The following is a 22,251-nucleotide window of genomic DNA, read 5'->3' as shown; positions in this document are numbered from 1 at the left end:
AAGAATTTGGCCCAGGGCTTCAGGTGATGTACAGTCGTAACTGTTTGCAAAAGTATTCATTCAGGGTATTGACGCGGAGTCGGGTTTGAAACGTTTTCTATTACATGCCACTTTGCTCGCTTCGGTGGGGCTGCTGTTACAAGCATGTGCCCCGCTGGCGCCGGGCTTTCGTTCGGCGAGCAACGATGCCGACATCACGGTGTCGCCCTCCGGTTTCTCCACGTCGGAGGCCGACGCGCCGCCGCCAGGTGCCATCACCGAGATCACGCCCGAGCTGATCCGCAAGCAGCGCGCCGCCGTCGGCAACAACGTGTCGCCCGAAGTGCGTGCGCTGGTGGGCGAAGCGCCGGTCTATCAGATCGGTCCAGGCGATGTGGTGGGCATTGTGGTCTACGACCATCCCGAGATCGTGTTCAGCGGCATCCCCGCCACCACGGTGGCAGACCCGGCGAGCGTCTCGCCGGCGCCGGGTTTCATCGTGTCGAACACGGGGCACCTGAGCTTCCCCTATGTCGGCCAGCTCAAGGTCGACGGCATGACGATCCAGGAACTGGAGACCACCCTGGTGCGGCGCCTCGCGCGGGTGTTCAAGGATCCGCAGCTCAGCGTCCGCGTCGTGGCCTTCCGCAGCAAGCGCGCCTACATCGAAGGCGACGTCCGGGCGCCGGGCCTGCAGGTCTTCACCGACATCCCGATGACGCTGGCCGAGGCGATCAACCGTGCCGGCGGCTTCGCGCCCACCGGGGACCGCTCCGCCGTGATGCTCACGCGTGACGGCAAGACCCATATGCTCGACCTGATGAGCATGGCGGAGGCCGGGATCGATCCGACCCGCATTCCGCTGAAATCCGGCGACCTGGTGATGGTTCGCAACCGCGACGAGGCCAAGGTCACGGTGATGGGCGAAGTGAACGTGCAGACGGGCGTGCTGATGCGCAACGGCCGGCTCAGCCTGAACGACGCGCTGACCGAGGTCGGCGGCGTCAACCTCGGCACCGCCAATCCGCGGCAGATCTACGTGATCCGCAGCGAGCGCAACGGCCTGTCGATCTTCCATCTGGACGCCCGCACGCCGACGGCGATCGCGATGGCGAACGGCTTCGACCTCCGGCCGAAGGACGTGGTCTACGTTGACCCGGTGCCGCTGGTGCAGTGGAACCGCGTGCTCAGCCTGATCCTTCCCACTGCCACGACCGCGACCATTTACCGCGACCTGGGTTCGCGCAGCACCGGGAGCGGCAGATAGTGGCCATTCGCAATGTCCTTGTCGTGTGCATCGGCAACATCTGCCGCAGCCCGATGGCACAGGGCCTGATGTCGGCCGCGCTGCCGGGCGTGCAGGTGGCTTCGGCCGGGCTGCAAGCGCTGGTGGGCCAGCCGGCCGACCCGACGGCCTGCGAATTGCTGCGGGCGCGCGGGATCCGCATCGACCAGCACCGGGCGCAGCAGCTGGACCGCGATCTGTGCCAGCGCGCCGACCTGATCCTGGTGATGGACCGCGAGCAGCGCCGCGCGGTCCAGGACCGGTACCTCTTCGCCGCCGGCAAGGTGTTCCGCCTCTGTGAATTCAGCGACGCGGACGTGCCCGATCCCTACCGCGAGGAGCGCAGCGTCTTCGAGCGCTCGCTCGCGCTCATCGAGGGTGGTGCGAGCCAGTGGGCCCAACGCATTTCTAGAGTATCCAGTTGATGACTTCCACAATCCTTCCCAAAACAACCCCCTCCACGACGAGCGCGGCGGACGAGGAAGACCTCGACATCGGGCGTTACATCGACGTCCTGCTCTCGAACAAGTGGCTGATCCTGGCGATCGCGCTGGTGGTCTTCCTGATCGGCGCGACCTACGCCTTCCTGGAGCGTCCGGTCTACGAATCGAACATGGTGGTCCAGGTCGAGGACACCGAGACCGGCGGCAAGGGCATCCTCAGCGAGGCCGGCGGCCTGGTGGACGTGAAGACGCCGGCGACGGCCGAGATCGAGATCATCCGCTCGCGCATGATCGCCGGCCAGGCGGTGGAAGCGACCAAGCTGTACATCGTCTCCGGTCCGCGCTACGTGCCTTACATCGGCGGCTGGCTGGCCCGGCGCGCCAACGGACTGTCGGATCCGGGCTTCCTCTGGTTGGACGGCTACGTGTCGGGCACCGAGCGCATTGCGGTGTCGCAGTTCGAAGTGCCCACGCGGATGGAGGGCGGCCTGTTCACCGTGACCGCGAAGGCCGACAACCAGTACACGCTGGACTTTCCCGGCATGCAGCAGCTCACCGGCACGGTAGGCACGGTGCTGAAGGCCGACACGCCCGAGGGCCCGATCACGCTGAAGATCGACCAGCTGGCGGGCAAGCCGGGCGCCCTGTTCAACCTCTATCGCTACGCCAAGCTGCCGACCACCGTCGGCCTTCAGTCCAGCCTGGTCCTGACCGAGCGGGGCAAGAACTCCGGGATCATCAACGTCTCGCTGCAGGACACCGACCCCTTCAAGCTCACGCGCGTGCTCAATGCCGTGGGTGAGCAGTACGTCCTGCAGAACATCGAGCGCAAGGCGGCCGAGGCACAGAAGACCCTGGCCTTCCTCGACGTGCAGCTGCCGCTCTTCAAGAAGCAGCTGGAGGCCTCGGAAGAGGTCTACAACCGCTACCGCAACCAGAAGGGCACCGTGGCCTTCGGCGAGGAAGCCGCGCTGATCCTGGGGCAGTCGGTCGATCGCCAGACCAAACTGCTGGATGCCCAGCAACGCCGGCGCGAGCTGGAGGCGCGCTTCACCTCGGCGCACCCGGCGGTGCAGACGCTCGACAACCAGATCGCCGCGCTGAAGTCCGACATGGGCGCCATCCAGGAGCGCATCAAGGGCCTGCCGGCGATCCAGCAGGAAGCGGTGCGCATGGAGCGCGACGTCAAGGTCAACACCGAGCTCTACCAATCACTGCTGAACAACTCGCTGCAGTTGCGCCTGGTGAAAGAGGGCAAGGTGGGCAACGTGCGGGTGCTCGACGAGGCGGTCGTGCCCACCACGCCGGTGAAGCCGAACAGGAAGGTCATCATTGCCGCGGCGCTCGCGCTGGGCCTGTTCCTCGGCATCGTCGCGGCCTTCATCCGCAACTCCTTCGTCGAGCAGCGCCTGCGCGATCCGCACGAAGTGGAGGCCGACACCGGCCTGCCGGTGTTCTCCAGCATTCCACTGAGCCCCTCGCAGGCCGCGATCGCCAAGCGGCGCCTGAGCGGCGCGACCGGCGTGCGCCTGCTGGCCATCGAGAACCCGGACGACCCGGCCGTGGAGAGCCTGCGCAGCCTGCGCACGGCGATGCAGTTCGCGATGCTGGAATCGCCCAACAACCGCGTGTTGATCAGCGGCCCCACGCCGGGCGTCGGCAAGAGCTTCGTGACGGCCAACTTCGCTGCGCTGATGGCGGCTGCCGGCAAGCGCACGCTGCTGATCGACGCCGACCTGCGGCGCGGCCACACGCACCAATACTTCGGCCTGCAGCGGCATGGCGGCCTGTCGGAGCTGATCGCGGGCAGCTTGACGGTGCAGCAGACGGTGCACCGCCAGGTGGTGCCCAACCTCGACTTCCTGGCCACCGGGCAACTGCCGCCGAACCCGGCGGAACTGCTGGTGTCGGATTCGTTCAAGACCACGCTGGAGCGCCTGTCCGAACAGTACGACCTGGTCGTCATCGACACGCCGCCGGTGCTGGTGGCAGCCGACACGTCCACGGTGGCGGCCCATGCCGGCACGGTGCTGCTGGTGGCGCGGGCCGATCAGTCCACCATGGGTGAGCTGCGCGAAAGCACGCGCCGGCTCGCGATGGGCGGCAAGGCCGCAACCGGCGTGCTGCTGAACGCGATGGATCTGGGCCGCCGCAGCTTCTCGCCGTACAAGTACGGGCGCTACCGCTACACCAGCTACAACTACGAGAGCATCCTGCCGGAAGAGCAGTGATCTCGACGTCGATACGAACAAAAGCAAGAAAAAAAAGCCGGGGCGACCCGGCTTTTTTTGTTGGTTCCGTTCACTGACGCCGTGGCACGTGACTTGAGGACAAGCCAGGCGGTGCCGTGCCTTATTGTGTCGGCGATTTGTCTTCCTCTTCAACAGCTTCAGGCGGCACAGCGCGGGAGAAGAGCGCCGCCAACATGTCCAGCTTCTCGCCAACCTCCGGTGTCATGGAGGCGACTGAGCAATGGGCGACGAGTCGATGCAACTCGCCTTTTTTCAGCAGCATTGGACCGCCGAGTCGTTGTGCCAGGCGCCGGAAAAACTCCTCGGCAAAAATACTGAGCTTGCGCCGTTCGGTCTTGCTCACCCACACCAATTGGGCCGCATCCTCCGGCAGCTTGCGCCACGTGTCGAAGTCGGCCGTGGCTCCATCGAAGGCTTGTTCCAGAACCAGCGAATCCAGCACTTCGTCGATTTCCGCTTGATGCCCACCGAATAGATCCATGTCCGCGTACTGGATTCGGGCATAGTCGCGCAAAAGACTCGGCGTCACGAAGTAGTTCTCTGCTTCGTAGCGCTTCCAATAACTGATGGTCAGCGCACCATCATCGCTCCCGCTGCGATCCCGCCCATCGTTGTCCAAGATACCTAAGCCTTTCAGCTTTGGCAGCAGGTTGCGCAAGCCATTGAAGTGTTCGCGAGGCGTGATTCCGAAGCCGCCTTCTACCCGCTCCAATTCGGCATTGGTGCCTTGGCTTGGGTAGTTGTTCTGCACGTAGAAGGAATTGATTCGCTCATCCCACGTTTGAGCGACTGGATGATTCAACCGCTCTGCAAGCGCGCGAAGCATGTCGATGTCCGTGCCTCCCTCCACGTACAACACGTAGCCACGTTCACGGGCCTTGACATAGTGGTCCGCGCCAAAATGCTTGAGACTGTTGCGGATGGCCTTTCGGCCAGCTAGGTCGTCAGCCTGGCCGTCCAGAAGCAGCGTCAGGTTGTTGTCCAGCGCCTCGTCGAGGATGACTTCGGAGTGCGTCACCAACACCACCTGTGAGCCGTTTTCGGATGCGATGTCGCGCAGCAGCACGTACACCTGCTTTTGGCGCAGGATTTCCAGATGAGCATCGGGTTCGTCCACCAGCAAGACGCTTCCCTTGTGCGAGTAAAGGTAGGCGAACACCAGCAGCATCTGCAGAAATCCACGGCCAGCCGAAGAGATTTCCAGTGCTTCCTTTGCGCCAGGCTGTCGATACTGCAAGGCAATGGTGCCGCGTGCGGTTTCCTGTGGCGCCTCGAGCTCGACGTTGAACAGGCGTTTCATCAAACCCACGACCCGCATCCAATCTTCCTGGGACGATTTGACAACAGCCAAGCAGAGATTGCGCAGTACGTTGGCGGTACGCCCTTCTCCCAGCAGTACGTCGACTCGCCCGGGCTGGAGAATTGGCTCCTCCGTGTCCAACCCGGACATCGGGTAGAGCAACTCCACATTCAGGGCGGCTGCATGCGCAATCAACTCCAGATCGGCCATTGCCTCCGCCGTGTCCGGCGTGCAATAGATCAATTCGTCGCCTTGATTACGGAATCGCATGGGCAGAGGCCGCACTGCGCCCTTGAATTCGAGCCCCACCGTGATGACTAAGGCGATGTCCTTGTTACCTGTTCGGACCTGCGTGTTATGCCAGAAGAAGCGCGTGCGTTGCACAGGTACCGACACGATATTCAGCCGGTTCATCGAGGTGGCCGTGCGCTCCTTGGCGGACGAAGTCTTGCGGGCGTCGTACCAGGTCTGCACCGCCTGCGACCACAGCGCCAGCGCCTGAATGGCACTGGTCTTGCCGCAGTTGTTGGGTCCTATGAGCACGGCTGGATGGTCCAGCACGATCCGCTGGCGCTGGCCGAAGCGCTTGAAGTTCTGGATCTCGAGGTAGTGCAGCAGACGCATGGCCAGAAGCTTAACCGCCGACGCACGCCGGTCCGCGAAAAGGCGAACGTGAATGGCTTCAGCGCCGGCTGAGCGCCGGTTCGGCGCGGGCCACGCAGGCCAGCAGGTCGCGCTCGAACTGGGCCAGCACCGCGTCGCGGTCGAAGCGCGCCTCGGCCACCGCGCGCGCCTGCACGCCTAGCGCGCGCCGGCGCTCGGGCTGGGAGGCCAGCGCCAGCACGGCGTCCGCGAAGGCGCGGGTATCGTCCGGCGGCACGGCGATGCCGCATTCGGCCGTTACCTTGCCGAGCTCGGTCTCCGGGCGCGCGCCGGCCACCACCGGCCGGCCGCTGCTGAGCATGCCGGTCAGCTTGGAGGGCATGACCAGGTCTGCCGCGTCGGCGCGCTGGGGCAGCAGGTGGATGTCGGCCAGGCCCAGGAAGTCGCCCAGGCGCTCGACGGGCTGCAGGTCGAGGAAGCGGACGTTGGGCAACCCCTCGCAGCGCTTCATGAGGTCGGCGCGACCGGCGCCGTTTCCGCAGAACACGAATTGCAGGTCCGGCTGGTCGCGCAGCATCAGGGCCATCTCGGCCAGCAGCTCCAGGCCCTGCTTGGCGCCCATGTTGCCGGAATAGAGCGCCACCACCGCATCGGGACGAATGCCGAGCTCGGCGCGGTACGGGCTCGGGCCCTGCAGCGGCTGGATGGCGGAGACGTCGGCCCAGTTGGGCAAGGAGACCAGCCGCGCGTCCTCGGTACCCTTGCTCCGGGCGCGCTCGAGCATGCGCTGGGAGATCGTGGAGACGCGGTCGAAGCGGGCCATCAGCCAGCGCTCTGCCGCTGCGACGAAGGCACGCGTGCGGGTGCCCTTGAGCAGGCCCAGCTCGAAGGCGGCATCCACCTCGTAGTCCTGGATGTGCAGCCAGGCCTTGGCCGAGCGCAGGCGCGCGAAGGCCAGCGCGCCGGGCGTGCAGAACAGCGGCGGCTCCGTCACCCACACCACGTCGGGCTTCCAGTGCCATTGGGCCAGCAGGGCCGGGATGCTGGAGAGCGCGAAGCTCGCCAGGTGCAGCAGCCGCTTGGTGCCGGTCACCTTGCGAGGCACCCACAGCGGCGTGCGCACCACCTGGGCGCCCTGCCATTCGTGCTGGACGTAGCGTCCTGCGTGGTAGCCGGGCCAGACCTTCCAGTCGGGGTAGTAGGGCGGCGCCGTCACCACGCGCACCTCGTGCCCGCGGGCGGCGAGCCAGGCGACCATCTCCCCCGTGTACTTGCCGATGCCGGTGAGCTCCGGCGCGAAATTGATGCCGTAGACGAGGAGTTTCATGTGTCGGCAGGCCTCAGTGGGGCGGGGCGTGGGTGCGGATGATGTCCACGAGCTTCGAGGCCACCTGCTCCATGCGGAAGCGCTGCGCGAAGGAGCGCTTCGCGGCCCCGCGCATGGCATCGAGGGCTTCTGGCGTCGCGGCCAGCCAGCGCTGGAGCAGCGCCGTGGTGCCTTCGAGCGTGTCGGGCTCGACGAAGCCGGCCTGGTCCTCGGCGATCTCGCGCCAGATGTTGACCTTGTCGCTGATCAGCACCGGGCGGCCGCAGGCCATCGCCTCCACCACGGCGATGCCGAAGTTTTCCTGGTGGGAGGGCAGACAGAAGACCTCGCACGCATGGAAGGCGCCCCACTTGAGGTCGCCAGACAGCATGCCCGGCCAGCTGATGCGATCGGCCAGGCCCAGGCTCTGGGCGCGGGATTGAAGCTGGCGCGTCAGGCCCTCGTCGCCGGGGCCGGCCATCACCAGGTGCACGTCGGGCGCCTGGGCCGCCACGCGGGCGAAGGCCTCGATCAGCAGGTCGCAGCCCTTCTTTTCGTGGATGCGGCCGAGGAAGAGCAGCACGCGCTTGTTCCGCAGCGCAGGAAGGGCGGAGAAGAACACCTCCGCCTGGCGCGGCCCTTCGTCCGGCGGCGCGCTGGTTCCGTAGGAGCCCACCACCTCGCGGGCGCGGTAGAGCCAGAACGATTGCCGGGCAAGCAGGCGCTCCTCCTCGCAGGTGAAGACCACCGCGGCGGCGTCGCGCAGCACGCGGTATTCGCCCCAGGGCCAGTAGAGCCACTTCTTCAGGTGCTTGAGGGGGTAGCGGCGCTTGAACCACGGGTCCAGCATGCCGTGGCTGTAGACGAAGTAGGGCGTGCGCGAAGCATGCAGGGCGCGCCAGGCGGCGAAGCCGATGTACTGCCAGAGGCCGTTGACGATGACGGCGTCGTAGCCGCCGGCATGCGCCTTCAGCCAGGGCAGCAGGCGCTCGTTGTACATGTAGCTGCCGACGGAGGACGGGCCGGTCGCAACCACCGGTCCCGGATGGGCGGCGACGCAGGGGTGCTGGGGATCATCCAGGCTGACGAGGTCGCCGGTGTGTCCCTGGGCGGCCAGCGCCTCCTGGACGCGCCGCACTCCCTCGATGACGCCTCCGCCCTGGGGATCGACGGAGGGGACCAGGTGAAGCAGTCTCACGATCGCGAGGCGCGCGGCGGGAAGATCTCGAGCCTCGGGAACCGGAACAGCAGGAGAGCGTAGGCGAGCATGAGCCCGAGCAGGGCGTTGGCGGTCAACTGCCCCAGCGCAGGCCAGCTGACCACCGCCAGCGCGGTCGTCAGCCACACCAGCAGGGGATAGGGGGAGTTGGTGCCGATCGAGATCTTCAGGCTGCGGGTCACGCCCAGCGCCAGCACCACGTACTTGAGCGCGATGTAGGCGAAGCCGAGCAGCCCGCCCTCCATCAGGATGCGGCCGCCCTCGGCCTCGGCAAGCGCGAAGACGTCGGCCGAGCCGGTGCGCACGTAGGTGGCGAGGTTGGAGCCGAAGCCCACGCCATAGCCCAGCCAGGAGATGAGGTCGAGCACCCAGGGCTCGCCGAACAGCACGGTCAGCACCCGTTCGCCGAAGTTCTCCGCGGCCGAGGCCTGCTCGAAACGCGTCTGCGTGACGCCGATCGCGTCGCGGAACACGTAGGCGAAGATGGCGGTCAGCAGGCCGATCACCACGACGGCAGCGGCGGCGCCCATCTTGTTGCGCGCCTTCGAGAAGAGCAGGCGGCCGAAGAGGAAGGCTGCCAGCAGCCCGGCCGAAGTGATCGCTGCGGTTCTGGAGCCGCTCACCAGAGCGCCGGCGGCGAAGGCGCCGAACACGGCGAGCCCGAACAGCCACTGGATCTTGGTGCGCTTGCGCGCGCCCAGGATGCCGAACACCAGCGGCGCCACCATGGTCAGGTAGGTCGCGTAGCCCGAGGTGAAACTGAAGGTGCCGGTGGTGCGGACCACGCCCACCACGGCGACGAACACGGTGTCCTCGTCGCCGTCGAGCTGCGTGTTGATCTTTGCGCCCGGCGGCGAATAGTGCTGCACGATCGCGAGTGGCGCCAGGAGCAGCATCACGAGGGCGGCGGCCATGATCGCCGCGCGGTAGTCCGCCTCGTTCATCGACGCGGCCGCGGCCACCGCGAACCAGATGTAGAGCAGCCAGAAGCGCAGGCCGATCACGAACACGATCGGCGTGCTCTCCCCGCCCACCAGCTGCAGCAACCCCCAACCGGTGACCAGGCAGGTCCAGGCGAGCATGACGGCGGTGATCTTCTTGTGCCGCCGCAAATGCCCATGGCGCCAGGCATAGAACACCAGGACGAGCGCCAGCAGGTCGCGCAGCCCGATCAGCGGCAGCGTGGAGGCGGACGACACCCATTTACGCACCGCGCCTTCGAACACGATGATCAGGAAGACGGCGAGGAAAAGCTTGCCCGCGCGGCTCAGCGTGGCGGGTCGGCTCACCGTCTTCGGAATGGCGGTGGATGCGATGGCGCTCACAAGATAACCTCCGCGCTGCGCGCTGCGGTCCTCGCCTTGGGAGCGGCCCGGCGGCTCATCGGCGCACCCCGCTCGCCAGGTCGCGCAACGCCGCCACGTGGGCGTCGACGCGGTGTGGCTCGTACCAGCGGTGGGCCTCGCGGCCGATTGTGCGCGCATCGACGCTTTCTGCGTCGAGCGCGCCGAAGCCGCGCAGGTAGTGCACGTTGGCCGTCAGGCCGTCGTGCTGACCGTAGTCCTTGGCCAGGAGAACGGGGCACACGCCGTGCGCGCAGTAGGCCGCGAAGATGCTGCTCTTCGACACGTAGTCGGGCGGATAGGCGAGGGCGCCGTAGTCCGCTTCGGCCAGCGCCGCGCTCACCTGCTCGGCGGGCAACTTGCCGTGTGCCACCACGCCTTCGTGCACCATGCGCTCCGCCAGCGTGCCTTCGGGCATCGCGGGGCCGATGTCATGGATCGCCAGACCGTTGCGCTTGGCGCTGCGGAAGATCTCGCCGTCAGCCCACTCGTAGACCTGGGCCCGGATGCCGGCGCTGCCGAACACGACGACCCGGCGCTGGCGCTCGGTCTCGATCGCGTCGAGCTCGCCGACGTTCGAGAACACGGGCAGCACGCGATGCGGCGCGGCCTTCGACTGCGACAGCAGCCAGTTTGCCGAGTCCTCGCGGTTGGTGAGCCAGAAGTCCGACTGCAGCAGCAGTTCGCGCGCGATGCGCTGCTGCACTCCGCTGAGCCAGAAGGCCGAGCCCCATACCGGGCCGGAGGCGAAAAGCTCGTGGAAGACCACGCCGACTGCCCTGAACTGCGAGCGCAGACTGCGGATGCGCCGCACCAGCCAGAGGGGAACGCCGCGCTTCTGGAAGCCGTAGCCGCTGAAGTGCAGCAGCACGAATTCGCCGGAGAGCGAGGCGGTGTCGGTATCGTGTTTCAACTCCATCAGCGGCGCGTGGAGCGGATGGCCCACGGCGGACGCATAGTCTCGCACACCCCCCGTGCCGGGCGGAATGAGGGAGAACGCAGTGGCAGTCATGGGCTTGCGCGCGGCTCCTCAGGAAGCCACGAGCTCTTCGCTGCGGAAATCCTCGTAGGCGCGTTCGACGCCTTCGCGCAGGCCGGTCTGCGGCCGCCAGCCGAGCGCGCGCATGCGCGAAACGTCGAGCAGCTTGCGCGGCGCGCCGTCGGGCTTGCTGGTGTCGTAGCGGATCTCGCCCTGGTAGCCCACCACCTCGCTCACGAGGCTGGCGAGCTCGGCGATCGACAGGTCCTCGCCAGTGCCGACGTTGATGTGGCTGACCGCGACGTCGGTATGGGCCGCATAGGCCTCTCGCGACAGGTCCATCACGTGCACGCAGGCGCGGGCCATGTCGTCGACGTAGAGGAACTCGCGCTTGGGCGAACCGGTGCCCCAGATCACCACCGAAGGCGCATCGGACAGCTTGGCCTCGTGAAAGCGTCGGATCATGGCGGGCAGCACGTGGCTGTTCTCGGGGTGGTAGTTGTCGCCCGGGCCGTAGAGGTTGGTCGGCATCACGCTGCGGAAGTCGCAGCCGTACTGCCGGTTGTAGCTCTCGCAGAGCTTGATGCCGGCGATCTTGGCGATCGCGTAGGGCTCGTTGGTCGGCTCCAGCTTGCCGGTGAGCAGTGCGTCCTCGGCCATGGGCTGGGCGGCGAGCCGCGGGTAGATGCAGCTCGAGCCCAGGAACAGCAACTTGGCGACGCCGGTGCGCCAGGCTTCGTGGATCACGTTGGCTTCGACCATCAGGTTCGAGTAGATGAACTCGGCGGGGTAGGTGTTGTTGGCATGGATGCCGCCCACCTTGGCCGCGGCCACGTACACCTCCTGCGGCTTCTCCTCGGCGAAGAAGGCGCGGACCCCGGCCTGGTCCGTCAGGTCCAGCTCGGCATGCGTGCGCGTGACGATGTTGTGGTAGCCCTGCGCATTCAGGCAGCGCACGATCGCGCCGCCGACCATGCCGCGGTGACCCGCCACGAAGATGCGTTTGTTGAGCTGGTTCATTGGATGCGGACCTCGACGCCAGATGGGAGGTTAACCCGGATGCCCCGCGGCGGGACCGCTCAGGCCAGTTTTCTGTCTTTGTTCGGCAACTCGGGCGGTGTGTCCTCGAAGCGGACGATGTCGTCCTCGCCGAGGTAGCTGCCGGTCTGCACTTCGATCACCTCGAGCACCGTCTTGCCGGCGTTCTCGAGCCGGTAGGTCGCACCCATGGGGATGTAGATGGACTCGTCCTCGCGCACCAGGCAGGTCTGGCCGTCGCACAGCACCCGTGCCGTGCCCTTGACGACCACCCAGTGCTCGGCGCGATGGTGGTGCATGCGCAGCGCGAGGTGCGCGCCGGGCTTCACCGTCAGTCGCTTGACCGCGAAGCGCTCGCCGTCGTCCACGCTGTCGTAGGCGCCCCAGGGGCGCGGGATGCGGCGATGGCGCGTGGCCTGGCTGTGGCCCTGCGTCGTCAGCAGCGCCACGACGTCCTTGACCTGCTCGGCGCAGTCTGCGTGTGCGACCAGCAGCGCGTCCGGCGTGTCCACCACCAGCAGGTCCTTGGTGCCCAGCGCCACGACAGGCCGGTTGGGCGCGTAGACGAAGGTGTTGGTCGCGCCCATGGCGAAGCCCTGGCCGCTGATCCGGTTGCCGTGGTCGTCCGCACCGTGCAGCTCGGCGACCGCATTCCAGCTGCCCACGTCGCTCCAGCGGCCCTGGAAGGGGACGACGGCGACCTTTTCGCATTTCTCGAGCACCGCGTAGTCGATGCTCTGGCTTCGGCAGCGGCTGAAGGCCGTGGCATCCATTCGGAGGAAGTCGCCATCGGTCTCGACGGCGGCGGTGGCTTGGCGGCAGCTCTGCAGGATGTCTGGCGCATACTCCTGCAGTGCCGTGATCAGCACGCGGGCCTGGACCAGCAGGATCCCGGCGTTCCACAGATGGCCACCGGACAGCAGCAACTGCTCTGCATGCGCTGCGGCGGGCTTCTCGACGAAGGCCGCCACCATGTGGCCGGCCTCCTCACCGAGCGTGGAATCCAGCGCCGCGCCTTGACGGATGTAGCCGTAGGCGGTGCTCGGGAAGGTCGGCTCCACGCCGAAGGTAACGAGATGGCCGGCCAGTGCGGCCGGCACGCCCTTGCGGATCGTCGCGACGAAGCGCTCGGCGTCGGGAATGTGGTGATCGGCCGGGGCAAACAGCAGCAACTGGTCGGGCTCGGCGAGCAAGGCGATCGCAGCCATGGCCGCGGCCGTGTTGCGCGCCACCGGCTCGAGCAGCTGCGTGCCGCTGACATCGGCCGCTTCGATGCTCTCCTGCACCAGGAAGCGGTGTTCTTCCGCCGCGACGCAAGTCACCTGGGTGTTCAGGTGACGCAGGCGCTCCAGCGTCAGCACCAGCAGGTTCTTGTTGTTGATCAGCGGGACGAACTGTTTGGGCAGCGTCTTGCGCGACAGCGGCCACAGCCGCGTGCCGCTGCCGCCGCACAGGACGATGGGACGGATCGTGCTGCTCACCGTGAACCTTCACCGGTGACCACGGCGCGCACCGTCTTCAGCAGGATCTTGATGTCCAGCCAAAGGGACCAGTTGCTGACGTATTCCACGTCGAGCTCGACGCGCCGGGCATAGGACAGACGGTTGCGGCCGCTGACCTGCCACAGGCCGGTGATGCCGGGGCGCATCGCGCAGTAGTGTTCCCAGCCCTTGCCGTAGAGGCTGCGCTGACGCTCCATGCAGGGGCGCGGGCCGACCAGGCTCATGTCGCCCTTGAGCACGTTCCAGAACTGCGGCAGCTCGTCGAGGCTGAGCTTGCGGATGAACTGGCCGATCGGCGTGATGCGCGGGTCCTTCTCGAGCTTCTGGAAGGTGTCCCATTCGGTGCGCGCCATGTCGTTGCGGCTGAGGAACTCGTCGAGCACGACGTCGGAGTTGCGCACCATCGAGCGGAACTTGTAGAAGCGGAAGCGCTGTCCGCTCTCACCGAGACGGTGCTGCCAGAAATGGACCGGACGCCCCATGCTGATGCCCACGCCGAGCGCAACGAGCAGGTAGAGCGGGCCGAAGAGAATGAAGAAGGTCAGCGCGCCCACGATGTCGATGGTGCGCTTGGTGGCTCGCTCCACGATGCTGAGCTTGCGCGGTTGCGCGAACGTGGGGGACGCGGAGGAGCCACCGCTCCCGGGGGTGAAGCGTCGAACCACGTTGCCATGGGCGGTTGAGTCGGAACGAAACATTTAATACTCCCCCGGTGACGGGTGTGCTGCCTCAAGGCTCATCGCGTGGCAGTGTAACGCTTTACTACTATTGGCAAGAATTTGAACACAAGTCGAGCAATTTGTCTTGTGAACAAAAGACGTACATCGCAAGCCAAACGGTGTAAGCTCTGTCCTCTGTAGAGAGGCCTCGCTGACACCTCGTCATGACGCGGCATCCTCAGTGAGAGTGTAGTTCTTTTGTATGACAACATGTTAACGTCCATTGACGTTTGCTTGTTGTTTACACACGCCGGATGGACTTCCGTGACTTAGTTACCGGTGTACCCGCTGCTGCGGTGCAGCATGCATGGAGTATGCCGGGATGAACCGGAAAGAATTACACAAGCTCGCGTAGGACGGATCCTGCAACGATCAACCTGACGAGAGCCCGCCTGCCTGGGCAAGTGACAAGCCGCCGGACGAGAGAAAACAAAAAGGCCGCGTCAGTACTGGCGCGGCCTTTTGCTGGACTCGGCAGCGAGTCGAGGTATGAGACGGCGGCAGGCCGCCTCCTTTCAGGACTTACTGGCGCATGCCGGCGTCGCGTCCGGTCTCCTCGAAGGGCAGCACGAGGTTGCCGAGATCGCGCCGTGTTTCCACCAGCACCAGCGGCCCTTCGTCGATGACGATGGCCGGCGGGCGCTCGCGGGGCACGTGGACCGGCCGGGGCTCCGCGGCGATGGCCGCGCGCACCTCGGCCACGCGCTCGGCGTCGGAGTTCACCCATTGCAGGCCGGAGCCCGCGGCGATCTGGGCGAGTTCATCCAGCGGCAGCGCATAGGGCAGCACCTTGGGCAGGGCGCGCGAGCGCGCCGCCGGTGCTTCGACCACGATGGGGGCTGCGGACGGGGGCGCGGCGCGCTCGGGCCGGCTTGCCGGGAGTGCCTCGGCCTCGGCCTTGGCAGCGCCATGGGCGGCGGCCGGCTCGAGCGGCAGTGCTGACGACGCATTGGCGTCGACTTCCTCGCGCGGGCTGCGCTCGCGGCGGTCGCGGCCGTAGCGGTCACGCGAACGGCCGCGGCGCTCCTCGCCATCGCGGCGCGGTGCGGCTTCGGCGTCAGCGGGCTCTGCGGCCATGTCGCCGGCCAGGGCTTGCGCCTCGGCGACGGGTGCGGTTTCCGGCGTGCGCGGGGCACCTTCACCGCGGCGCTCACGCCGGCCGTCACCGCGTTCGCCACGGGGTGCACGCTCCTCGCGACCACCGCGCGGGCTGCGTTCGGCATCGGACTGGGCGCTGTCAGCGTCACGGGCTGCATCGGCGGGGCGCTCGCCACGTTCGCGGCGGTCACCGCGCCCGCGCGGGGCGCGCTCGGCCGGCGTCGCGGCTTCGTCGACAGCCATGCCATTCGGCGCAGTTGTTGCCTGCCCGTCGAGCAGGATTTCGGCCGAGTCGGCCGGTGCTTGGCGCAACTCGCCATCGCGGCGCTCGCCGCGGCCGCGGCGTTCGCCTTCGCGCGGTGCGCGTGGCTCGCGCACAGGTGCCTCGTTGGTGCGCGCCTCGCCGCGGGTGTCGCGGCGCTCGCCCTCGCGGCGTTCTCCTTCGCGGCGCTCGCCGGGGCGGCCACCGCGGCGTTCACCGTCACGGCCGCCACGGCCTTCGCCGCGTCCGCCGCGGCGCTGCTCGCCCTCGCGCGCGGTGCGCGCTTCGCCGTCGCGGCCGCCGCGTCCTTCGCGGCGCGGCTTAGGCGCTTCGACGGGGATGGTCGCGGGCGCCGGCGCCGGCGCAGCGGGTGCGGCGCCGAACAGGCGCTTGATCCAGCCGAAGAAGCCGGCATCGGCCGGTTCCGGGACGGCTGGCGCCGGCGCGACGGGTGCGGGTGCCGCGGCAACCGGACGCACCGCTTCGGTCTTGGGCGCCACCACCGGGGCTGGCGCATCGGGCAGCACGCCTTTGATGACCGGCGTCTGCCTGTTGGTGGGTTCCTGCGACCGCCGCGTGACGGAGGTCGGATCCTCGATCTCGTCGGCCATCTTGTAGCTGGCCTCGATGTGATCGAGGCGCGGATCGTCGTGCTTCAGGCGCTCCAGCTTGTAGTTGGGCGTTTCGAGCGTCTTGTTGGGCACCATCAGCACGCTCACACGCTGCTTGAGCTCGATCTTGGCGATCTCGGTGCGCTTCTCGTTGAGCAGGAAGGAGGCAACTTCCACCGGCACCTGCACGTGCACGGCGGCGGTGTTGTCCTTCATCGACTCTTCCTGAATGATGCGCAGGATCTGCAGCGCGCTCGATTCGGTGTCGCGGATGTGGCCAGAGCCGCCGCAGCGCGGGCAGGGGATGGAAGAGCCTTCGGAAAGGGCCGGCTTGAGGCGCTGGCGGCTCATCTCCATCAGGCCGAACTTGCTGATCGAGCCGAACTGCACGCGCGCGCGGTCCTGGCGCAGCGCGTCGCGCAGGCGGCTTTCGACCTCGCGGCGGTTCTTCGACTCGTCCATGTCGATGAAATCGATGACGATCAGGCCGCCCAGGTCGCGCAGGCGCATCTGGCGCGCCACTTCGTCCGCGGCCTCGAGGTTGGTGCGGGTGGCGGTCTCCTCGATGTCGCCGCCCTTGATGGCGCGCGCCGAGTTCACGTCCACCGAGACCAGTGCCTCGGTGTGGTCGATCACGATCGCACCGCCGCTGGGCAGTTGCACCGTGCGGGCGTAGGCCGATTCGATCTGGTGCTCGATCTGGAAGCGGCTGAACAGGGCGGCATCGTCGCGGTAGCGTTTCACGCGCGACGCGTGCTCCGGCATCACGTGTGCCATGAACTGCTGCGCCTGATCGTAGATGTCGTCCGTGTCGATCAGGATGTCGCCGATGTCGTGGTTGAAGTAGTCGCGGATCGCGCGGATCACCAGCGACGACTCCTGGTAGATCAGGAAGGCGCCCTTGCCGCCCTTGGCGGCGCCGTCGATCGCGGCCCACAGCTTGAGGAGGTAGTTCAGGTCCCATTGGAGTTCGGGCGCCGAGCGGCCGATGCCGGCGGTGCGCGCGATGATGCTCATGCCCTTCGGGTATTCGAGCTGGTCCATCGCCTCCTTCAGCTCGGCGCGGTCGTCGCCCTCGATGCGCCGGCTGACGCCGCCGCCGCGCGGGTTGTTGGGCATCAGCACTACGTAGCGGCCGGCCAGCGAGATGAAGGTGGTGAGCGCCGCGCCCTTGTTGCCACGCTCTTCCTTCTCGACCTGGACCACCAGCTCCTGGCCTTCCTTGATCGCGTCCTGGATGCGGGCCTGGCTGGCCGACACGCCTTCGGCGAAGTACTGCTTGGAGATTTCCTTGAACGGCAGGAAGCCGTGCCGGTCTTCGCCGTAGTCGACGAAGCAGGCTTCCAGCGACGGCTCGACGCGCGTCACCACGGCCTTGTAGATGTTGCCCTTGCGCTGTTCGCGCCCTTCAATCTCGATCTCGTAGTCGAGGAGCTTCTGCCCGTCGACGATGGCCAGGCGGCGTTCTTCGGCCTGCGTGGCATTGATCAGCATCCGCTTCATGATGCGTTTCCTTCTGTTTCTGTCGTCTCACCGGTCCATGACGGACCCACGATGCACGGACGACGCCTTGCGAAACGAAGGAGGAATTGCCGCTGCAACCCCGGCTGTCGGTTGCCGCGCTCGCGCGCGCAACCTTTCTCGGGCATCAGCCCGTTATCAGCGAGGGTGTGGGGGGCGCGTGGATGGGCGCAAGGCCGATGTGGTGTTGAGTTGCTATAATTTCCATAGCAACTGGCACTCTGCCGACGGGGATAGCCGACGACTCAATGCCAGGGACCGCTGGCATCAGCCAGCGCAGGCACAGTCGAATCAGCAGCATCAGCACAAGGGACTCGCTTCGATCCGCCGGCAGCTTGTCGCCTGCCGGCTGGTATTCCGTATCGGTGTTTCGTGGGCGTCGGCTTGACTAGGGTGCCACCCCTGCCGCCTTGCACGTTTGCGCGTGGCTTGCAGGTGCAACGCCCCAGCGGCATCGACCTCGCAGCGCGACCGGCAGTGCTCTAAACTTCTGATTAATCAAGCACTTACAAGACCGCGCTGGTGAAAAATATTATAGGTGCGAAGCCACGCCCCGCGGCAGCAGAAGTTCGCTTCCTGACGGTCGAGGGGGAATTCGCAGGCCAAAGGCTCGACAACTTCCTGTTCCGGACGCTCAAGGGCGTTCCGAAGACGCATGTCTACCGCATCATCCGTTCGGGCGAAGTGCGCATCAACAAGGGGCGCGCCCAGGCCGAGACCCGCCTGGAGGCGGGCGATGTGCTGCGCCTGCCGCCGCTGCGGGTGACAGAGCGGCCGGCGGACAGCGCGGCAGCCGCGCCGGCGCGCGAGTTTCCTCTTCTCCATGAGGACGATGCGCTGCTGGCGATCGACAAGCCGGCCGGCGTGGCGGTCCACGGTGGCAGCGGCATGAGCTTCGGCGTGATCGAGCAGTTGCGCACCGCGCGGCCGGCGGCGCGGTTCCTGGAACTGGTGCATCGGCTGGACCGGGAGACCTCCGGCATCCTGCTGGTGGCCAAGAAGCGCAGCGCATTGACCGCCCTGCAGGACCAGTTCCGGGAACGCGAGACCGGCAAGACCTACCTCGCGCTGGTCGAGGGCCATTGGCCTGCCAACAAGAAGGTGCTGGACGCACCGCTGGCGCGCTATCTGCTGCCGGGCAAGCCCGGCTCGCCGGAGCCCGGCGAGCGCCGCGTGCGGGTAGTCGCCAAGGACCATCCGGATGCCATGCGCGCCGTGACGCTGGTGAAGGTGCTCGCGCGCGTGTCGCTGCCGCCCGAGCCGGGTGAGTTCTCGCTGCTCGCCGTCACCATCAAGACCGGGCGCACCCACCAGATCCGCGTTCACCTGGCCTCCGGCGGCCACCCGATCGCCGGCGACGACAAGTACGGTGATTTCGAGCGCAATCGTGCGCTGCAGAAGCTCGGCCTCAAGCGCATGTTCCTGCATGCCTGGCGCCTCCAGTTCACCCACCCCGCGAGCGGCGAGCGCATGGCCCTGCAGGCCGAGCTGCCGCCCGAGTTGCAGGCGCTGATGCCGCAGCCGGTGCTCGAAGCCCTCGCTGTTCCTGTTTCTTCTTCCAATGACTGACATGCGTCCCTGCCGCTTCGACCTGATCGCCTTCGATTGGGACGGTACCCTGTACGACTCCACCCGCCTCATCGTCCGCTGCATCCAGGCTGCTGTGGTCGATGTCGGCGGTGCCAGGCCCAGCGAGAACGACGCCGCTTGGGTGATCGGCCTGGGCCTGGCCGAAGCGCTGGCCCGCGCCGCACCGGACGTGCCCCGGGAGAAGTACGCCGAGCTCGGCAACCGCTATCGCTATCACTACCTTCAGCACCAGGATGACATCGTGTTGTTCGATGGTGTCCTGGAGATGCTCGACGCCCTCCATGCCCGCGGCCATAAACTGGCCGTGGCCACCGGCAAGTCGCGGCGCGGGCTCAACGAGGCGCTGGCGACCGTCGCCCTGCGCGACCGCTTCGACGCCTCGCGCACGGCCGACGAGACCTTCGGCAAGCCGCACCCGCGCATGCTGCTGGAACTGATGGAAGAACTGGAGGTGCCGGCGGAGCGCACCCTGATGATCGGCGACACCACCCATGACCTGCAGCTGGCGCTCAATGCCGGCTGCGCCAGCGTGGGTGTGAGCTACGGCGCCCACGAGCCCGATACCTTCGATGCGCTGCAGCCCCTGCACGTGGCGCATTCGGTGTCCGGCCTGACGCAATGGTTGCTCGAGAACGCGTGAAAATTCCGCGATGAGCGAATGTATCCCCCTGTGCAATGCGGTCGACCTGGTCGACGGCGGCCGGGCCGTGCCCTTCGACGTCATGCACGGCGGCCAGACCTGCCGGGCCTTCGCGATCCGCTTCGAAGGTCGGCCGCATGCGTACCTGAACCGATGCAGCCACGTGGCGATGGAGATGGACTTCCAGCCGGACCGCTTCTTCGACGACAGCGGCCAATGGCTGCTGTGCGCGACCCATGGTGCGGTCTACAAGCCCGACTCTGGCGAATGCGCCGGCGGCCCCTGCCGCGGAGGGCTGGTGAAGATCGAGCTCAGCGAACGGGACGGCGTGGTGCACTGGCATACTGCCTGGAACCTCCAACCCCTGGCTTTCTGACATGACCGAACCGACCCGCACGGAACCGCAGGGTTTCGAGCCTTTCGAGCGCGCCACACTCCCGCGCAGCAGCGCCAAGAACGATCCCACGCAACAGCCCGGCTGGGAGCGCTCCACGCTCGAGAAGCTCGCCTTCGCCAGCCTGCGGGAGCAGCAGGCTGCGCGCCGCTGGAAGACCTTCGTCCGGCTGAGCTGGCTGGCCTTCTTCATCTTCCTGGTCTGGCTGGCCGTCTCGCGCGGCACGCCGACCACCGCCAAGACCACCGCCCATACTGCCGTGGTGGAGATCAAGGGCGAGATCGCCAACGGCGCCGATGCCAGCGCGGAATTCGTGGTCGCGGCCATGAAGACGGCCTTCGAGGACGAGGGCGCCAAGGGCGTCGTGCTGCTGATCAATTCGCCTGGCGGAAGCCCGGTACAGGCGGGCATCATCAACGACGAGATCCGCCGCCTGCGCGCCAAGCACAACAAGCCGGTCTACGCGGTGGTCGAGGAGACCTGCGCCTCGGCCGCCTATTACATCGCCGCGGCCACCGACAAGGTTTTCGTCGACAAGGCCAGCATCGTCGGCAGCATCGGCGTGCTGATGGACGGCTTCGGCTTCACCGGGCTCATGGAGAAGGTGGGCGTCGAGCGCAGGCTGCTGACAGCCGGCGAGAACAAGGGCTTCCTGGACCCCTTCAGCCCGATGAGCGATGCCCAGCGCGCGCATGCGCAGCAGATGCTCGAGCAGATCCACACGCAGTTCATCGACGTCGTCAAGAAAGGGCGGGGCGATCGCCTGAAGACGGGTACGCCCGGCTTGTTCAGCGGCCTGTTCTGGAGCGGGCAGCAGGCGGTGGAGCTCGGCCTGGCGGACCAGTTCGGCAACGTCGATTTCGTGGCGCGCGAGGTCATCAAGGCCGAGGAAGTCATCGACTACACGCGCCGCGACAACGTGGCCGAGAAGCTGGCGAAAAAGTTCGGAGCCGCCCTCGGCGATGCCTCCGTGCGGGCGATGCGCAGCGCGCCGGCGCTGCGTTGACGTGACGCTCAGGCGCTGCCGGCCGAGCGTGCCGAGGCCGCCAGCGCGACGGCGAAGACCACCACCAGATAGAGCGCCGAGGTCAGCGAGCTGAGCTCGGCCAGGAAGCCGATCACCGGCGGACCGGCCATGAAGCCCAGATAAGCCGCCGCCGAGACCGCCGCGATGCCGCGCGCCGGCTCGACGCCCGGCACGCGTGCCGATGCCGCGAACAGGATCGGCACCACGTTGGCGAAACCCACGCCCACGCCGGCGAACCCGATCAGGGCCAGCCAGGGGGCATCGGTCAGCAGGACCAGCGTCATGGAGGCTGCGGCCAGGCAGGCGCTGCCACGCAGCAGGATGGCCGGCGTGAAGCGGGCGCGCATCGCGTCGCCGGTGAAGCGCGTCGCCGCCATTGCGGCCGAGAAGCTGGCGTAGGCGAGGGCGGCCTGCTGTTGCGGACTGCCCAGTTCCTGCTTGAGGTACAGCACGCTCCAGTCGTAGATCGCGCCTTCGGCGATCAGCCCGAGCGCCGCCAGCACACCGAGGATGACCAGAGTGCCGCGGGGCAGGCGGAAGCCTTCCGCCCCTGCGGCGAAGGCGGTGACTTCCTTGGGCAGCATCCACTGCGCGGAAAGTGCGATGGCACAGGCCAGTGCCGCCGCCACCAGCAACAGGTGCGACGACGGTGCCATCCCTGCGGCGAGGACGGCGCTGCCGGTCACTGCGCCGGCCATGCCGCCCAGGCTGAACATGCCGTGCATGCCGCTCATCAATGGCTGGCCGTTGCGAAGTTCGAGCTGCGCGGCTTCGGTGTTGATCGACACGTCGAACACGCTCGTGACGACGCCGAAAGCCGCCAGCAGGCCCAGCAGGGTGAGGTAGCTTGGCATGGCAAGCAGGCCTGCCAGCAGTAGTGCGTAGATGGCACCGCTCAGGCCGGCGGCCCCGCGCGCCCCGTGGCGCCCGATCCAGCGGCTGGCCTGCGTGAGGCCCAGCAGGGCGCCGACGCCCGCAGCGAGCATGGCCAGGCCGAGTTCGGCTTCCGTCACGCCGTAGTGCGCCTTGACCGTCGGGATATGGACGCCCCAGGTCGCGAAGATGAAGCCCGAGGCGAAGAACTGCGTGCGCGAGGCCCAGCGCATGCGTGCGGACGGCTGCGTCAGCGTGGCGGACACG

The 22,251-nt window shown here is 67.1% G+C and carries 17 protein-coding genes; 7 read left to right on the top strand and 10 right to left on the bottom strand.

What is annotated here, in order from left to right:
• The first annotated feature begins 85 nt into the window (after window positions 1–85).
• The 3 genes from A8M77_RS07370 to A8M77_RS07360 are packed head-to-tail and all read left to right on the top strand — an operon-like array spanning window position 86 to window position 3,938.
• Entirely contained in the window at window positions 86–1,246 is a 1,161-nt protein-coding gene (locus A8M77_RS07370) for a polysaccharide biosynthesis/export family protein (protein ID WP_086920903.1), read from the top strand.
• Window positions 1,247–1,251: 5 nt separating this feature from the next.
• Window positions 1,252–1,689: a low molecular weight protein-tyrosine-phosphatase gene (locus tag A8M77_RS07365; protein ID WP_086921043.1), complete on the top strand. Its 438-nt coding sequence runs from the start codon at window positions 1,252–1,254 to the stop codon at window positions 1,687–1,689.
• Window positions 1,689–3,938, top strand: coding sequence for a polysaccharide biosynthesis tyrosine autokinase (locus A8M77_RS07360; protein ID WP_086920902.1), 2,250 nt, complete (start codon window positions 1,689–1,691; stop codon window positions 3,936–3,938). The genes A8M77_RS07365 and A8M77_RS07360 overlap by 1 nt, the downstream gene beginning before the upstream one ends.
• A 121-nt stretch (window positions 3,939–4,059) precedes the next feature.
• Here A8M77_RS07360 and A8M77_RS07355 read toward each other — a convergent pair whose 3' ends face one another.
• From A8M77_RS07355 to A8M77_RS07315, 9 genes are all read right to left on the bottom strand, one after another.
• On the bottom strand, window positions 4,060–5,883 hold the full coding sequence (locus tag A8M77_RS07355) for an AAA family ATPase (protein WP_086920901.1): 1,824 nt from the start codon (window positions 5,881–5,883) through the stop codon (window positions 4,060–4,062).
• Between the two features lie 58 nt (window positions 5,884–5,941).
• The gene (locus tag A8M77_RS07350) at window positions 5,942–7,189 is read right to left on the bottom strand and encodes a glycosyltransferase WbuB (protein ID WP_086920900.1); all 1,248 of its coding nucleotides are present in this window, start codon (window positions 7,187–7,189) and stop codon (window positions 5,942–5,944) included.
• Window positions 7,190–7,202: 13 nt separating this feature from the next.
• Window positions 7,203–8,366 (bottom strand): glycosyltransferase, encoded by a 1,164-nt coding sequence (locus tag A8M77_RS07345; RefSeq protein WP_086920899.1) that lies wholly within the window; start codon window positions 8,364–8,366, stop codon window positions 7,203–7,205.
• Complete coding sequence (locus A8M77_RS07340) at window positions 8,363–9,712, bottom strand: hypothetical protein (protein ID WP_086920898.1); 1,350 nt, start codon at window positions 9,710–9,712, stop codon at window positions 8,363–8,365. Before A8M77_RS07340 ends, A8M77_RS07345 begins: the two co-directional genes overlap by 4 nt.
• A gap of 55 nt (window positions 9,713–9,767) precedes the next feature.
• Entirely contained in the window at window positions 9,768–10,742 is a 975-nt protein-coding gene (locus A8M77_RS07335) for a hypothetical protein (protein WP_086920897.1), read from the bottom strand.
• Between the two features lie 18 nt (window positions 10,743–10,760).
• The gene (fcl, locus tag A8M77_RS07330) at window positions 10,761–11,729 is read right to left on the bottom strand and encodes a GDP-L-fucose synthase (protein ID WP_086920896.1); all 969 of its coding nucleotides are present in this window, start codon (window positions 11,727–11,729) and stop codon (window positions 10,761–10,763) included.
• A gap of 59 nt (window positions 11,730–11,788) precedes the next feature.
• Complete coding sequence (locus A8M77_RS07325; protein WP_086920895.1) at window positions 11,789–13,228, bottom strand: mannose-1-phosphate guanylyltransferase/mannose-6-phosphate isomerase; 1,440 nt, start codon at window positions 13,226–13,228, stop codon at window positions 11,789–11,791.
• Entirely contained in the window at window positions 13,225–13,947 is a 723-nt protein-coding gene (locus tag A8M77_RS07320) for a sugar transferase (protein ID WP_086920894.1), read from the bottom strand. Before A8M77_RS07320 ends, A8M77_RS07325 begins: the two co-directional genes overlap by 4 nt.
• 543 nt (window positions 13,948–14,490) lie before the next feature.
• On the bottom strand, window positions 14,491–17,442 hold the full coding sequence (locus A8M77_RS07315) for an Rne/Rng family ribonuclease (protein ID WP_086920893.1): 2,952 nt from the start codon (window positions 17,440–17,442) through the stop codon (window positions 14,491–14,493).
• A gap of 540 nt (window positions 17,443–17,982) precedes the next feature.
• On the opposite strand from A8M77_RS07315, the gene A8M77_RS07310 reads away from it, so the two are divergent.
• The 4 genes from A8M77_RS07310 to A8M77_RS07295 are packed head-to-tail and all read left to right on the top strand — an operon-like array spanning window position 17,983 to window position 21,090.
• Window positions 17,983–19,029 (top strand): RluA family pseudouridine synthase, encoded by a 1,047-nt coding sequence (locus A8M77_RS07310; protein WP_086920892.1) that lies wholly within the window; start codon window positions 17,983–17,985, stop codon window positions 19,027–19,029.
• Window positions 19,022–19,690, top strand: a complete 669-nt coding sequence (locus tag A8M77_RS07305) for an HAD family hydrolase (RefSeq protein ID WP_086920891.1) — start codon at window positions 19,022–19,024, stop codon at window positions 19,688–19,690. The genes A8M77_RS07310 and A8M77_RS07305 overlap by 8 nt, the downstream gene beginning before the upstream one ends.
• 10 nt (window positions 19,691–19,700) lie before the next feature.
• A complete protein-coding gene (locus A8M77_RS07300; RefSeq protein ID WP_086920890.1) occupies window positions 19,701–20,066 on the top strand; it encodes a Rieske (2Fe-2S) protein in 366 nt (121 codons plus the stop codon).
• A gap of 1 nt (window position 20,067) precedes the next feature.
• Window positions 20,068–21,090 carry a S49 family peptidase gene (locus A8M77_RS07295; protein ID WP_086920889.1) on the top strand — a complete coding sequence of 341 codons (1,023 nt, stop codon included), beginning with the start codon at window positions 20,068–20,070 and terminating at the stop codon, window positions 21,088–21,090.
• A gap of 8 nt (window positions 21,091–21,098) precedes the next feature.
• On the opposite strand, the gene A8M77_RS07290 is transcribed toward A8M77_RS07295, so the two are convergent.
• On the bottom strand, window positions 21,099–22,250 hold the full coding sequence (locus tag A8M77_RS07290; RefSeq protein WP_337590010.1) for an MFS transporter: 1,152 nt from the start codon (window positions 22,248–22,250) through the stop codon (window positions 21,099–21,101).
• Window position 22,251 lies beyond the last annotated feature (1 nt).

It is taken from the genome of Variovorax sp. JS1663, from assembly GCF_002157355.1.
GTDB lineage: Bacteria > Pseudomonadota > Gammaproteobacteria > Burkholderiales > Burkholderiaceae_C > Variovorax.
This window is presented reverse-complemented; position numbering and strand designations above follow the sequence as displayed.